Origin of the sequence: Kocuria marina, from assembly GCA_014652975.1 — a bacterium.
Lineage (GTDB): Bacteria > Actinomycetota > Actinomycetes > Actinomycetales > Micrococcaceae > Kocuria > Kocuria marina.
This window is the reverse complement of sequence record BMZV01000001.1, coordinates 380,739-395,192: the sequence shown is the minus strand read 5'-3', so window position 1 is coordinate 395,192 and position 14,454 is coordinate 380,739. Positions and strand designations below refer to the sequence as shown.

Here is a 14,454-nt window from a genome sequence, read left to right as displayed (position 1 = left end):
CTGATGAAGGTCCCCGCAATGAGGACCGCAGCAACGGAAGGAACGACCGATGACTGAATGGGTCTATCCCGCAGGGAGTGCGGCTCAGGCGCCGTGGGATCTTTCGATCGGCGGCCACGATTCGCAGCTGGTGATCGAGGGATGGGAACACACCGGGCTTCGAACTTTGACAGCCAGCGAGGTTCCTGTCCATCTGGAAGCTGCGGCCGAGGAACGCATCGTGATCCCTCTGACGGGGGATGTCACGGTGCTCGCGGATGGTGAGATGTACAACCTCAACGGCCGTGACTCGGTGTTTCACGGGCCCACGGATGTGCTGTACACCGGCGTGGGTAAGTCCGTGGAGCTGCGTGCTGAGCCCGGTACGCGCGTGGCGGTGGCGAGCGCGCCCGCCCGAAACGAATACCCCACACGACTGATCCGCAAGAACGAAGCACCACTCGAATTGCGAGGGGCGGGCAATTGCTCCCGCGAGGTTCGCAACTTCGGGACCCCTGCAACCCTCGAGGCGGACCGGTTCATCGTGTGCGAAGTCCTCACCCCTTCCGGTAACTGGTCCTCCTACCCTCCCCACAAGCACGACGAGGAGAAGGAAGGGCGGGAGACTAGACTCGAGGAGATCTACTACTTCGAGACCCGTGTGTCTCCCGAGGCCCCGGCGGAGGCGACTGATGCCGTTGGCTACCAGCGCGTTTACGCGTCTGACGAGCGGCCTATCGATATCACCGCCGAGGTGCGCACAGGTGATGTCGTCCTGGTGCCTTACGGCTGGCACGGCCCCGCAATGGCCCCTCCCGGCTACGACATGTATTACCTCAATGTGATGGCCGGCCCGGGTCCCGTGCGGGAGTGGCTGATCAGCGATGATCCCCATCACGGCTGGGTTCGGCAGCAATGGGACAAGGCCGAGGTGGACTCGCGGCTGCCCTTCGACGAATGATTCCCAGGTGCTTCCCGACCTGACGTGGCTCGCCTGGGTTGGGCTGTTGTGCGGCGCCTTTCTCGTAGGTTTTTCCAAAACGGCAATGCCCGGTATCAACACCCTGGCGGTGGCGCTGTTTGCTGCGACTCTCCCGGCCAGGGCTTCCACGGGGGTGCTGCTCGTGCTGCTGCTCGTGGGGACTGTTTCGCCCTGTGGAGCTACCGACGATACGCGCACTGGCCCACTCTGGTCCGGATGATGCCGGCGGTGATCGTGGGGCTTGCGCTCGGCGGAGCATTCCTGGCGGTCGCGGGTGACTCTGCCGTGCGGCGCTCCATCGGTTTTCTCCTACTCGTGCTCATGGGGATCACTCTGTGGCAACGTCGCGGGCGCAAGAAAGAGGTGAGCGCTCCCAGTGGTGAAGAATCCCATGCCGCGACGAAGGTTGTGGCGGCGAGCTACGGCACACTGGGCGGGTTCACCACGATGGTTGCGAATGTGGGGGGTCCGGTTATGACTATGTACTTCTTGGCCGCCCGGTTTCCCAAGCGCGCTTTTCTGGGAACTGCGGCCTGGTTCTTCGTGACGATGAACGTTTTGAAGGTGCCTATCTCCGTGTGTCTGGGGCTCCTGACGGCCCATACTTTGGCAATGGATGCCGTCCTCGTGCCAGGGGTGGTGCTCGGCGCATTGGTTGGGAAATGGGCCTTCGCACGAATCGCGCAGCACGCCTTTGACCGGGCGGTAGTTGCCGTCACCGTACTCGGGGCGTTGTACCTGATTCTTTGATAACCGAAGCGAGCATGTGCTGTCCCGCAGGCGGTGCCTTCGTGGGGGGGCGGTCATCCTCCTGCAACCAGTCCCACATTAGTTACGGTACGACATCCGCATTCCCCGGAGTCTTGACGTTGTCCACGCCAGCCAGGAAAATTGTTCGGACATACTGACAATAAGATCAGCTAGAGAGGGAATCATGGGAACAGAAGAACTGTCCGTTGCGGTCATCGGGGCGGGTATGGCCGGCCGGGCCCATGCCTACGGGTATCGACAGGCGGGCAGTGTCTATGACGCCACATTCCCGCGCATCCGACTGGCCGCAATCGCCGACGCAAATGTCCCGCTCGGTGAGGACGCTACGCGTCGTTATGGATTCGAGAAGACTTACTCGGATTGGCGTCAGGTTGCGGAGGACCCGAGCATCGACGCCGTGAGCATCGTGGTGGGCAACGCCCTGCACCGTGAGATCGCCCAGGGGCTGCTGGAGTCCGGCAAGCACGTGCTGTGCGAGAAGCCGCTGGCGGGCAACCTCGAGGATGCGCAGGCCATGGTGGAGCTCGAACGCCAGTACGGTGCGAGCACGGACTCCTCCGGGCGTCCCCTCGTAACCGCCACGGGGTACACAGTGCGCCGAACGCCCGCGCTGAACGCCATCCGGGAACGGTTGGAGAGCGGGGACTTCGGCCCGGTGAGCAACTTCATCGCCACCTACCTGTGCGACTACTCGTGCGACCCCCGCGCACCCATGTCTTGGCGCTACAAGGGAGCACCCGGCTCGGGCGCGCTCGGAGATCTCGGTTCGCACGTGATCGACACGGGCGAGTTCCTCAACGGCCCGATCACTACCGTGCGGGGGGCATTCATGGACACGATCCACAAGGAGCGTCCCTTGCCCGTGGGCAACGTGGTGGGACATGCACACACGGAGGTTTCGGACGAGGTCGAGCCGGTGGAGAACGAAGACTTTTTGACCTTCACATGCACCTTCGCCAACGGTGCGATCGGAACTTACACGATCTCCCGCGTAGCGTTCGGATCCCCGAATGGTCAGAGCTACCAGGTGATCGGCCCTTGGGCCCAAGCAGCTTGGCGCATCGACAGGCCAGCGGAGTTCGAGTACGACGACGCGCAGGCCGGATACACGACGCGTGGGCCGAGGCGTGTGCTCATCAACCCGCAAACCCCGCTGTTCGCGAACTCCTGCGCGATGGACGCTCCCGGCAACGGATGGAACTACAACGAGAACTTCGTGATCCAGGCTCGTGCGTTCCTCGGCCAGGTGCTCGGGGACACTGGTGGGTTGCTGCCGTGCGCGTCCTTCGCGGACGGGCTGCACACGCTCAAGATCATCCAGGCTGTCGCGGCCTCTGCGGCGCAGGACGGCAGGGAAGTATCCATCGGCCGCTGATACCCGCGTCCCATGGCAGAACGCCCGGCCCGCTGACAGCGGGCCGGGCGTTCTTCTGTGCTGGGGAGTGCGTTACTTCTTGTGGACGGTGAAGATCGCGCCCGTGGTGACGTCCTCCTCGACCGCCTCCAGCGTGCGTCCACGGGTCTCGGGAAGGAACTTCCACATCACCACGGCAGCCACGGCGTTGACAACGGCGAAGCTGAAGAACGAGCCGTTGATGCCGATACCCGCGATCAGGGACGGGAACACCCAGCTCAGGGCGGCGTTGGCCATCCAGAGGCAGAAGACCGTGAAGCCCATGCCCACCGCGCGCATGTGCAGCGGGAAGATCTCCGAGAGCAGCACCCACGTGGCCACGTTCAGGAACGTCTGCATGGAACCCACGAAGCACACGATCAGCACCAGGATCACGAACGGACGGGCCGCGTTGCCCTCCGGGAAAAAAACCGCGGACAGCCCGATCAGCAGGTGGAAGATGGTCACCAGGACGTAGCCGGTGATGATCGTGGCGCGACGGTTGATCCGCTCCATCATCCAGAGGGCGATGAACCCGCCGACCACGGCGATCACGCCCGGTGCGATGTTGGCGATCAGGGCGGCGTCCGCGCCGAAGCCGGCATCGCGCAGGATGATCTGGCCGTAGTACATCACCGAGTTGATGCCGGTGAGCTGCTGGAAGACGGCCAGGGCCACGCCCACGAGCAAGATGCGCAGCAGCCACTTGTTCTTGAGTACCGAGGAGATGCCGGTCTCGTGCTTCTTGGCCTCGAGCTCGCTGACGCGCTCCACCTCGCCCATCTCTGCCTCCGCGCGTTCCTCCGAGCGGACGGTCTTGAGCACCTCGAGGGCCTCGTCGTAGCGGCCCTTGGAGATTAGCCAGCGGGGGGACTCCGGCATGCGCAGCATGCCGAAGAACAGGAAGATCGCAGGAATGGCGCACACTGCGAGCATGATGCGCCACACGCCGTCGAGGTGACCCAGCGTATTGCCGAGGATGGCGTTGACGGTGAACGCCGCGAGCTGACCGATCACGATCATCAGCTCGTTGCGACCCGAGAGGGATCCCCGGATTTCGTATGGGGCGAGCTCGGCCAGGAAGACCGGAACCACGGTGGAGGCGCCGCCCACGGCCAGGCCCAGGAGGAAGCGACCCACCAGCAGCACGGCCAGGCCGGGGGCGAACACGCAGGCCAGCGTGCCGAGGAAGAACAGGACGGCCAGTAGCAGGATCGTCTTGCGGCGGCCCCAGCCGTCCGAAAGACGCCCGATCGACACGGCGCCGATTGCGGCGCCGACGAGCAGCGTGCTCGTCACCGTGCCCTCGGTCTTCTCATCCAGGCCCAGTTCCTCCGACATCGGCAGCAGCGCGCCGTTGATCACGCCGGTGTCGTAGCCGAAGAGCAGCCCGCCGAAGGTGGCCACGAGGGCCACCATGCCGAGACGTCTGGTGTGCGGGCCCTCTGTCAGAGGGGGAAGTTCCTTGGTCCCGGGTCTGTCGGCCGTGTGGCCTGCGGGTGGGTGCGACATGGTGGCTCCTTTGCCTGTCAGCCGGTCAGCGCTCGCTGGTGGCCTGGTTGATCTTCTTTTGCATGGTCTCCAACTGGTAGCGGGAGACCTCGGGGGCGTTCTCGTTCTCGGCGAAGACGCTGGAGACCATGACCGTGTCTGGGTTGTCCAGGAACCCAATCTCCGCGAGACCCGAGAAGAACTTGTCCCAGTTCACGTCCCCGTCACCGATCTTCAGGTGCTGGTGGACGCGCACGGGGTTGCCGGGAGGATTGGTGATGTAGCGCAACCCGTGGGAGCGGTGGTGATCCATGGTGTCCGCCACGTGAACCACGCGCAGCCGCGAGCCGGCCGCCCGCATGATCTCCAGTGGGTCGTCCGCCATGTGGAAGGTGTGGCACGCCACGTACGTGAGGCCAATGTTCGGGGAGTTCAGGCCCCGGATCACCCGCCACGCTTCCAGTCCGCGCTCCACGAAGTCGTCCGGGTGCGGGTCGATCGCCACATTGAGACCCTCGCGTTCGATGATCGGCAGCAGCTCCTCCATGGAGCGGTAGAAGCTGTTCTCCGACTCCTCGTAGAGTTCGGGTCGCCCTGAGAACTCGGTGTTCAGCTGCGTGACGCCCAGGTCCACGGCGATCTGGATCACGCGTTTCCACTTACGCACGGCTGCCTCGCGCTCCTCCTCCACAGGGGAGGACCAGCGCAGCACCGGGAGGATGGAGGCGATCTGCACGTCCGCTCCCTTGAGAGCCCGCGAGAAGTCTGCGAGCAGCTGGTCATCCGCCTTGGGGTGGGTGAAGAACGGAATGAAATCCTGGTGCGGGGTCATCTGCAGGTAGTCGTAGCCCAGGTCTTTGACCACGCGGGGGAACTCCAGCAGTGAGTGCGTGGAGTGGAACGGGGTGGGGTCGAGCGCGATTTTCACGATGGTCTCCTCAGTGCCAGTGCCAGTCTCGGTGTTGGTTCGGACCGCTCAGCGGTACAGCTCCGGCTTCTGCTTGAGCTCCACGGCCACGGTGGTCCCGGGTTCCGCGACCGCTCGAAGGCCGGCCTCGCAGCACACCGCCGCGGCGTAGCCGTCCCAGGCGTCCGGACCCGCCACCTCGCCGCGTAGGCAGCCGTCGATCCAGTCCTGGACCTCGGTGTCGTACGCGTCCACGAACCTCTCCTCGAAACCGGGGTGCACCTGGTCCACACCCTCGTTCAGGTGGGTCTCCTCAAAGGAAGCGCGAGTGGTCACGGCATAGCCGTACTGCGCGGTGACGTGGGTGTTCACCGAGACGCGCACCCCGGAGTCGGTGTCCATGAGGATCTGAGCGGGATCCTGCAGCCCCTCGGTGGTCGCGTGGCAAGAGTTTTTGCCCGTGCGCACCTGCACGGAGGCGATCTCCTCGCCGGTGAGGAAGCGCACTCCGTCGAACTCATGGACCACGGTGTCGTCGATGAGGTTGCTGCCCGTGTAGCCGGCGGGGACGTCCGGGTTGATGTGCTCGCAGTCCAAGGCGAGCAGCTCGCCATGCTCCCCGGAGGCCACGGCCTGCTGGATGCGCTGGTAGCCGGCGTCGAAGCGGCGCATGAACCCCACCTGGATGAGCTTGCGTCCGATCGCGGACTCGGCCTGCACCACGCGCCACGCGGAGGCGGAGTCCGGGGTCAAGGGCTTCTCGCACAGGATCGGCAGCCCCTGGGCCAGGGTGGGCAGCAGCACGTCCTCGTGCAGGAAGCCGGGGGTCGCCACGAGCACCGCGTCCACCTCGCCGGAGGTGATGGCCCCGGTGAAGTCGGTGTACACGCGGGCGCCGTCGATGCCGTCGATGGCGGCCTCGGCCCTGGTCTCGTCGATGTCCACGATGGCGGTGATCCGGGCGCGCTCCATGCGGTGGTGGATGCGCTCGATGTGGTCCGAACCCATGCGGCCGGCTCCGACGACGGCGATTCTCAGGTCCTCGCTCATTGCTGCGGTGCTCCGTTCTGTCGAGAGTTTCTGGTGCGGCGACGTGGTGCCGCTCGCGGTCTGGTGCTGCGAGAGCAACTGGTGCGGCAACGTCGTGCCGCGGGAGGGGTGCGCGGGGCTCAGGCCACCGTGGTGCGCGAGCCGCACGAGAGCAGGTAGTTACACGTGCGGGATGCAATAGGTAGGGGGTCGTCGAAGTTGGCCACGGGGTACATGTCCTGCTCCACGATCCCGAACAGCGGCCGCCCGAGGTGCTCGGCATGCTCGATCACCTCGCGCAGGTCCGGCAATCCCTGCGGCGGCTCGCACATCACGCCCGCGGCTGTGGCGTCCTTGAAGGTCATGTCCTCGGCCCGGACCCGGGCGAGGACGTCAGGGTGGACCTGCTTCAGGTGCAGGTAGCCGATGCGCTCGGGGTGGTTGCGGATCAGCTCCACGGAGGAGGCCCCGCCGTACTCGGCGTGGCCGGTATCGAGGCACAGCGTGACCAGGGAGGGGTCCGTCATCGCTAGGAACTTCTCGATCTGGGGCATGGACTCCACGTGGGAGTCGGCATGGGAGTGGAACTGCTGGAACAGTCCGAACTCCTCCTGCAGCGTGCGGCCCAGGCGGTCGTGGCCCGCAGTGAGGTCCTCCCACTGCCGCTCGTTGAGGGTGCGGTCCTCCACGGCCTCACCGGTCTTGTCGTCCCGCCACAGGGCGGGGATCACGACGACGTGCTTCGCGTCCATCGCGGCCGTCAACTCGGCGACGCGGCGGGCGGGCTCCCAGGCCTCGTCCCACGTGCCCGCGCCGCGGTGGAACGCCGTGAAGACGGTGCCCGCACTGATCTTCAGGTCCCGGGCCTTCAGCTCCCGCGCGAGGGTCTCGGGATCGGTGGGCAGGTAGCCGTAGGGGCCCAGCTCGATCCACGAGTAGCCGGCCTCCGCGACCTCATCGAGGAAGCGCTGCCACGGCGTTTGCTTCTCGTCCTCCGGGAACCACACACCCCAGGAGTCTGGGGCGGTGCCAATGATCAGCTCGTTCTCGCTCATGCTGGAACCACGCTTTCGTTGTCGTCGATCGTGGGCCCTCGGTGCCCGGGACCGCTATTCATCCGTATGTTAGGACATAATATCAATCATTGGTGTGATGTGCGACACCCGGGGGAAGTTCTCTCCCGTGTGACTCACGGCCCCGGCCAGGGGAGGCCGAGGTGAGTCTCACGGCGGATGAAAAGGTGCCCCGGTGCCCCCGCCGTGGCGGAGGGCACCGGGGCACCGTGCTTCAGGGGAGCGGACCGGTCAGTGGTCCCCGCTCGTGGGCATGCTGAAGGACGCCCCGGAGATGCTCTCGGGCTCGGGGAAGCGCTGCGTGACCACCTTGCCGCGCGTGTAGAAGCGGATTCCGTCCGGACCGTAGACGTGCAGGTCCCCGAACAGCGAGTTCTTCCAGCCGCCGAAGGAGTGCCACGCGACCGGCACGGGGATCGGCACGTTCACGCCGATCATCCCCACCGTGACCTTGCGCTGGAACGTGCGGGCGGCCGCACCGTTCTGCGTGAAGATCGCGGTGCCGTTGCCGTACGGGTTCGCGTTGATGACCTTGATGGCCTCCTCGAGGGAGTCCACCCGCAGCACCACGAGCACCGGGCCGAAGATCTCCTCCTCGTACGCGGACATCTCGTGGCGGACCTTGTCGATGATCGTGGGCCCCACGAAGAAGCCCTCTTCGTGGCCGGGGACCACGAGATCGCGCCCGTCCAGGACGAGAGCCGCGCCGTCCTGCTCCGCCTCGGTGATGATGCGCGTGATGCGCTCCTTGGCCTGCGGGGTGATGACGGGGCCCATGTCCGAGCCCTTCTCCATGCCGTTGCCCACAGTGACGCCCTCGCCCAGGGCCTTGACCTTGGCAATCACCTGGTCAGCGGCGTTGCCGACCGCCACGGCCACGGAGATGGCCATGCAGCGCTCGCCCGCGGAGCCGAACGCGGCCGCGTTGAGGTGCTCGGCGGCGCTGTCCATGTCAGCGTCCGGCATGATGACCGCGTGGTTCTTGGCGCCGCCCAGGGCCTGCACGCGCTTGCCGTTCTGCGTACCGGTCTCGTAGACGTACTTGGCGATCGGGGTGGAGCCCACGAACGAGATCGCGTCCACGTCCTCGTGGGTCAGCAGGCCGTCCACCATCTCCTTGCCACCGTGCAGCACGTTGAACACGCCGTCCGGCAGTCCGGCCTCCTTCCACAGTCGCGCCATAAAAAGGGCGGCGGAGGGGTCACGCTCGGAGGGCTTGAGGATGAAGGTGTTGCCTGCGGCGATCGCGACGGGAGCCATCCACAGGGGGACCATCACCGGAAAGTTGAACGGCGTGATCCCCGCGACCACGCCGAGCGGCTGGCGGAACGAGTAGACGTCGATGCCCGTGGAGGCCTGCTCGGAGAACTCGCCCTTGAGGTGCTCGGAGATGCCGCACGCGAACTCCACGACCTCCAGGCCGCGGCCCACCTCTCCCTTGGCGTCCGAGAAGACCTTGCCGTGCTCGGAGGTGACGATCTCCGCGAGCTCATCCGTGTGCGCGTGGATCAGCTCGCGGAACGCGAAGAGCACGGCCGTGCGCTTGGCGATCGAAACGTCGTTCCAGGACTCGGCAGCCTTCCGCGCGGACGCGATGGCGGCCTTCAACTCGTCCTGCTCGCCGATGTGCAGGCTGCCGGTTACCTTCCCGGTGGCGGGGTTGTAGACGTCCTGGCGGGCGTCGCCGGCGCTGGGGACCTCGCGGCCGTCGATGAAGTGCAGGATCTCAGTGGTCATGTGCTTCTCCTAACCGAGCAGCGGACGCTGCGTGGACTTCTGGGCTTGGTACGTCTGGTAGGCCTCCTGGGTGGAGGCGAGTTCGGAGACTCCCGTGACGGGGACGTCCCACCAGGACTCGGAGGACGGCGCGTCCGCCTCCAGGAGGGTGTCCACGTGGATCAGCACGGGACCGGAGCCCTCGGGCAGGGTCTTGGCTCGGGCCACGGCCTCGGAGAGGTCCGTCCCCACGTTCTCCCCGGGGTTCACGCGGATAACGCGCACGCCCAGGGACTCGGCGTTGGTCGCGAGGTCGATGGGCAGGGTGTCCCCGTGGTCGAAGCTGTGCTCCGCCTCGTCCAGGTAGCGGTACTTGGTGCCGAAGCGCTGCGAGCCCAGGGACTCGGACAGCGCGCCGATCGAGGCGTAGCCGTGGTTCTGCAGCAGCACCACGATGAGCTTGAGGCCCTCGGCCACCGCGGTGACCAGTTCCGTGTGCATCATCAGGTACGAACCGTCGCCTACGGTCACGACGACGTCGCGGTCCTCGCCGTGGTCGAGCACGGCGCGCTTGACGCCCAGCCCGCCGGGGATCTCGTATCCCATGCAGGAGTACGCGTACTCCACGTGGTAACCGTACGGGTCCTTGACGCGCCACAGCTTGTGCAGGTCACCGGGAAGCGAGCCGGCCGCGCAGATCACGACGTCGCGCTCGTCCATGGCCTTGTTGACCCGGCCGATGACCTCGTTCTGGGACATCACGGGCCGGAAGCGCTCGGCGAAGGCCTCGTCCGCGATCCCGTCCCAGCGCTGCTTCTCGCGGGCGACCTCGGCGCTCAGCGCCTTGCTCACGCGGATGCCCTCCGTGGCGGAGTTCAGTGCGGCGAGCGCCTTGCGGGCGTCCGCCACCATCGGCACGGTTGAGCCGTGCTTGAATGCGTCGAAGCTCGCCACGTTGATGTTCACGAAGGAGACATCCGGGTTCTGGAACGCGGTGCGCGAGGCAGTCGTGAAGTCCTCGTAGCGCGTGCCGATGCCGATCACGAGGTCCGCGTCCCGCACGATCGCGTTCGCCGCGGTGGACCCGGTGGAGCCCACGGCTCCCAGGCACAGCGGGTGGTCCCAGTCCATGACGCCCACACCGGCCTGCGTGTATGCCACCGGGATGCCCGTGGCCTCGGCGAAGCGACGCAGCTCGTCCTGCGCGAACGCGTAGGCCACACCGCCGCCCGCGATGACCACGGGCTGGCGGGCGGCACGGATGCGCTCGACGGCGGCGCGCACGTCCACGTCCTCGGGCTCCGGGCGGCGGATGCGCCACTCGCGCGGCGCCAGGAACTCGTCCGGGACCTCCACGGCCTCAGCCTGCACGTCCTGCGGAAGCGAGATCACCACGGCACCCGTCTCCACGGGGTCCGTCAGCACGCGCATGCCGTTGAGCAGCGCGGAGAACACCTGCTCGGGGCGCCACACACGGTCGAAGTAGCGGCTGACCGGGCGGAATGAGTCGTTGACCGTGACGTCGTACGCGTCCGGGCGCTCCAGCTGCTGCAGCACGGGGTCCGTGGCGCGGGTCGCGAACACGTCCGAGGGCAGCAGCAGCGCGGGCAGCCGGTTGGTGGTCGCGAGCGCCGCGCCGGTGACCATGTTCGTGGAACCCGGCCCGACCGACGTCGTCACCGCGAAGGTCTGACGACGCCGCGTGTGCCGCGCGTAGCCCACGGCCTGGTGCACCTGGGCCTGCTCGTTACGGCCCTGGTAGTAGGGCATTAGCTCCGGCTCGAGCTCCTGGAATTGGCGCAGCGCCTGCCCCACACCGGCCACATTGCCGTGCCCGAAGATGCCGAACGTGCCCGGGATCGTGCGCTCGCAGAACCGCTCGCCCGCGATCTCGTCCACCGTGTACTGGTTGCCCAGGAACTTCACCACGGCCTGGGCGACCGAGAGCTTCTGTGTCATGTGTCGACTCGTTTCCTTCACTTGCGTAGCAGGGAGGCCGCGGTGGCCACGGCGCCGGCGACGTCGCCGTCCTCCGGGTAGAGCAGGGTGCGGCCCACGGTGAGGCCCTGGACGCCAGGCAGTGCGAGGGCCTCGGACCAGGTCTGGAAGATTTCCTCCGGGGCGCCGCTGGGGTCACCGCCCAGCAGCACGGTGGGCAGGGTGGTCGAGGCGAGGACGCGCTCCATCTCCGGGACCACGGGCAGCTTCATCCACGTGTGCGCGCTCGTGGCACCGAGGCTGGACGCGATGGCCGCGGAGGTGATGACGGCGTCGGGGGAGAGGTCGTTGCGGATCTTTCCATCGACGGTCTCCGAGATGAACGGCTCGACCATCGCGTAGAGCCCCTGCTCGGCGAGCGCGTCCACGGCGTGGGCGGTGCTCTCCAGGGCCTGCGCGGTGGCGGTGTCCCCGTAGTGGATGCGGGTGAGCATCTTCCCCCCGTCCGCGCCCAGGCGCTTGAGGTGACGGGCGGTGTGGCCCGTGAAGCGGTCGTCGATCTCGTTGACCAGCCCTGCGAGCCCGCCGCGGTTCATGGAGCCGAAGACCAGCTTGCCCTCGAGGGCGCCCAGCAGCAGGAGGTCGTCAAGGATGTCCGGGGAGGCCAGCACGCCGTCGACGTCCGGGTTCGCCAGGGCGGTGCGCAACCGGTCCAGCAGGTCCCGGCGGTCGGCCATGGCACCGGGCACACCGCGCACCGACAGCGCGCCGCGTGCCGGGTGGTCCGCGGCGACGATGAAGTTCTGCGTGCCATAGACAGGGCGGGCGTGGCGCACGCGGGCATCCGCAGCGCGCTGCACCGCGTCGGGGTCCTCGAGGCGGATCCGAGTGAGGTCTGCGTAGCGTGCGGGATCCGTGGAGCCGAGCTCCGGCGGGGTCACGGGCGCGGAGGTGGTGGGCGGGGTGCTCATGCCTGGAACCCCCGACCGCGCTCGTCGAGTAGCGCCATGACGTCCTGCTCGAGCGGCATGTCCTCGGAGCATGCGATCCGCGAGGCCACGATGGCGCCGGCCGCGTTCGCGAAGTCCAGCACATTCTGCAGCGGCCACCCGGAGAGCAGTCCGTGCACGAACGCCCCGCCGAAGGAGTCTCCGGCGCCCAGGCCGTTCACGGTTTCCACGGGCATGGGTGCGGAGACCACGGTCTCGGTGGCGGTCCGGGCCATCACGCCTTGTGCCCCCATCTTCACGACGGCGGTGCTTACGCCGGCTTCCAGCAGCCGGTCCGCCTGCTCCTCGGGGGAGCCGTCACCCACGGCGACGGCGCACTCCTCGCGGTTGCCGATGGCGATGCTCGCGTACGCCAGGTTCTTGCGGACCTGCTCGGTGGCCTCGGTCGCGGAGTCCCAGAACATGGGGCGGTAGTCCAGGTCCAGGACGGTGTACTGGCCCTTGTCGAGCTCATCCCGGGGCCGGGCGGCGTGGGCGTGCAGCTGGGCCTCGCGGGCGGGGGACTGGGCGAGGCCCGTGACTGTGGACCAGAAGACGGCGGCGTCCCGCACGGCGGCGGTGTCGATCTCCTCGGGGGTGATCTTCCAGTCCGGTGCAGTGGGGAAGCGGCCGTAGAAGTAGAGGGGGAAGTCCTCCGGCGGCATGATCGCGCAGAACGTGGCCGGCGTCTGCAACCCGGCCACGGGGGAGACCATCGAGTCGTCCACGCCGTAGCGTCGCAGCTCGGTGTGCAGGTACTTCCCGAACGGGTCGTCACCGGTGCGGGTGAGCACGGCGGTGCGGCGGCCGTACTTCGCGGCGGCCACCGCCACGTTGGACGGTGAGCCGCCCAGGTACTTCCCGAACGAGGTCACCTCCGACAGTGGCACCCCGATGTCGTTGGGGTAGATGTCCACGCTGATGCGCCCCATGGTCAGCAGGTCATGGCTCACGGGCCGGTCCTTCCGTCGAATGGTGCGGGGTGATCCGCGGTGTGTGACCAGTCTGACCCGAGGACATATGTCCTGTCAAACTTTTGTACAGACAAAGTGCGAAAAGTGTTCTAGCCTGGACCGTACTGGCCACGACCGTCCCGGTCGCGCCGGCACCCGTACGAGCCCCGGACGGCGCCACGGCGCCATTTTTGGGCCGAGAGGAGCACAGCCGTGAAGTTCGGTGTCTACAACGCGATCCTGCACCACCTTTCCCTCGACGACGCCCTGGACCAGGTGGCCGCTCTCGGCCTGGACGGCATGGAAGTCAATTCCGGGGGCTTCCTGCCGCCCGTTCATCTTCCCGTGGACGAGATCCTGCGCAGCGACGCCGCCGCGGACGCCTACCGTCGGCGCTTCGAGGACCGCGGGCTGGAGATCCTGGGGTTGAACTGCAACGGCAACCCGCTGAACCCGGATCCCGCGATCGGCCCGGAGGACGCCGAGGACATCAAGCGGTCCATCCGTGCAGCGGCCGCCCTCGGGCAGACCCGCGTGGTGACCATGTCCGGGCTGCCCGCCTCGGACCCCGGTGGGAAGTACCCGGCGTGGAACGTGAACACATGGGGCTCCCACGCCCTGGACTCGCTGGAGTGGCAGTGGGACCGGCTCGCGGAGTTCTGGGAGCCGGTGGACGCCCTGGCTCGCGAGAACGGCGTGAAGGTGGCCCTTGAGCTGCACCCGCAGAACCTCGTGTTCAACCCGCCCACGATCAAGCGCCTAGTGGACCGCATCGGTGCCACGAACATCGGCGTGGAGCTGGACGCCTCCCACCTGTTCTGGCAGCTCATGGACCCGGTGGCGTGCGTACGCTGGCTCGGGGGACTCACATTCCACGCCGCCGCCAAGGATATCCGCATTAACCGGGAGAACTGCGAGATCGCGGGCATGCTGGACGAGCGCTTTCGCCGTCTCTCCCCGGAGGAGAAGCGCACGAACATGGGCGGGGACGAGTACGTCAACGAGTGGCCGCAGGACTCCTCGTGGGACTTCGTCACCGTCGGCGTGGGGCACGGCGCCAGCTACTGGGCCGAGTTCCTCCGCGCACTTTCCGAGGTGGAGTGCTCCACGGGCGAGACCTTGTGCGTAAACATCGAGCACGAGGACACGTCCATGTCCGTGCAGGATGGGCTGCGCCTGGCCACCAACACCCTGCACGAGGCTGCGGAGCTGGCCGGGCTGCGCTGAGCTGAA

12 protein-coding genes are annotated in these 14,454 nt (G+C 67.0%); 4 read left to right on the top strand and 8 right to left on the bottom strand.

The features are described 5' to 3' along the window. Window positions 1-49: 49 nt before the first annotated feature. From iolB to IE157_RS01875, 3 genes are all read left to right on the top strand, one after another. Window positions 50-940 (top strand): 5-deoxy-glucuronate isomerase, encoded by an 891-nt coding sequence (gene iolB, locus IE157_RS01885; RefSeq protein WP_167318117.1) that lies wholly within the window; start codon window positions 50-52, stop codon window positions 938-940. A 237-nt stretch (window positions 941-1,177) separates the two neighbouring features. Next, on the top strand, window positions 1,178-1,711 hold the full coding sequence (locus IE157_RS12765; RefSeq protein ID WP_318281256.1) for a sulfite exporter TauE/SafE family protein: 534 nt from the start codon (window positions 1,178-1,180) through the stop codon (window positions 1,709-1,711). A 184-nt stretch (window positions 1,712-1,895) separates the two neighbouring features. After that, window positions 1,896-3,107: a Gfo/Idh/MocA family protein gene (locus tag IE157_RS01875; RefSeq protein WP_193518966.1), complete on the top strand. Its 1,212-nt coding sequence runs from the start codon at window positions 1,896-1,898 to the stop codon at window positions 3,105-3,107. Between the two features lie 72 nt (window positions 3,108-3,179). Here IE157_RS01875 and IE157_RS01870 read toward each other — a convergent pair whose 3' ends face one another. From IE157_RS01870 to iolC, 8 genes are all read right to left on the bottom strand, one after another. Beyond that, complete coding sequence (locus tag IE157_RS01870) at window positions 3,180-4,637, bottom strand: sugar porter family MFS transporter (protein WP_193518965.1); 1,458 nt, start codon at window positions 4,635-4,637, stop codon at window positions 3,180-3,182. Between the two features lie 25 nt (window positions 4,638-4,662). Continuing rightward, window positions 4,663-5,544 carry a sugar phosphate isomerase/epimerase family protein gene (locus IE157_RS01865; RefSeq protein WP_193518964.1) on the bottom strand — a complete coding sequence of 294 codons (882 nt, stop codon included), beginning with the start codon at window positions 5,542-5,544 and terminating at the stop codon, window positions 4,663-4,665. 48 nt (window positions 5,545-5,592) lie between these two features. Then, complete coding sequence (locus tag IE157_RS01860; protein ID WP_193518963.1) at window positions 5,593-6,573, bottom strand: Gfo/Idh/MocA family protein; 981 nt, start codon at window positions 6,571-6,573, stop codon at window positions 5,593-5,595. 119 nt (window positions 6,574-6,692) lie between these two features. Beyond that, window positions 6,693-7,607 (bottom strand): sugar phosphate isomerase/epimerase family protein, encoded by a 915-nt coding sequence (locus IE157_RS01855; RefSeq protein ID WP_167318123.1) that lies wholly within the window; start codon window positions 7,605-7,607, stop codon window positions 6,693-6,695. A gap of 249 nt (window positions 7,608-7,856) precedes the next feature. Beyond that, complete coding sequence (locus IE157_RS01850; protein ID WP_193518962.1) at window positions 7,857-9,362, bottom strand: CoA-acylating methylmalonate-semialdehyde dehydrogenase; 1,506 nt, start codon at window positions 9,360-9,362, stop codon at window positions 7,857-7,859. Between the two features lie 9 nt (window positions 9,363-9,371). Then, window positions 9,372-11,300, bottom strand: a complete 1,929-nt coding sequence (gene iolD, locus IE157_RS01845) for a 3D-(3,5/4)-trihydroxycyclohexane-1,2-dione acylhydrolase (decyclizing) (RefSeq protein ID WP_193518961.1) — start codon at window positions 11,298-11,300, stop codon at window positions 9,372-9,374. Window positions 11,301-11,317: 17 nt separating this feature from the next. After that, the gene (locus tag IE157_RS01840; RefSeq protein WP_193518960.1) at window positions 11,318-12,250 is read right to left on the bottom strand and encodes a Cgl0159 family (beta/alpha)8-fold protein; all 933 of its coding nucleotides are present in this window, start codon (window positions 12,248-12,250) and stop codon (window positions 11,318-11,320) included. Then, a complete protein-coding gene (gene iolC, locus IE157_RS01835; RefSeq protein ID WP_239319160.1) occupies window positions 12,247-13,221 on the bottom strand; it encodes a 5-dehydro-2-deoxygluconokinase in 975 nt (324 codons plus the stop codon). The genes IE157_RS01840 and iolC overlap by 4 nt, the downstream gene beginning before the upstream one ends. A gap of 213 nt (window positions 13,222-13,434) precedes the next feature. Here iolC and IE157_RS01830 point away from each other — a divergent pair, with 213 nt between their 5' ends. Beyond that, on the top strand, window positions 13,435-14,448 hold the full coding sequence (locus IE157_RS01830; protein ID WP_193518959.1) for a sugar phosphate isomerase/epimerase family protein: 1,014 nt from the start codon (window positions 13,435-13,437) through the stop codon (window positions 14,446-14,448). The last annotated feature ends 6 nt before the right edge of the window (window positions 14,449-14,454 follow it).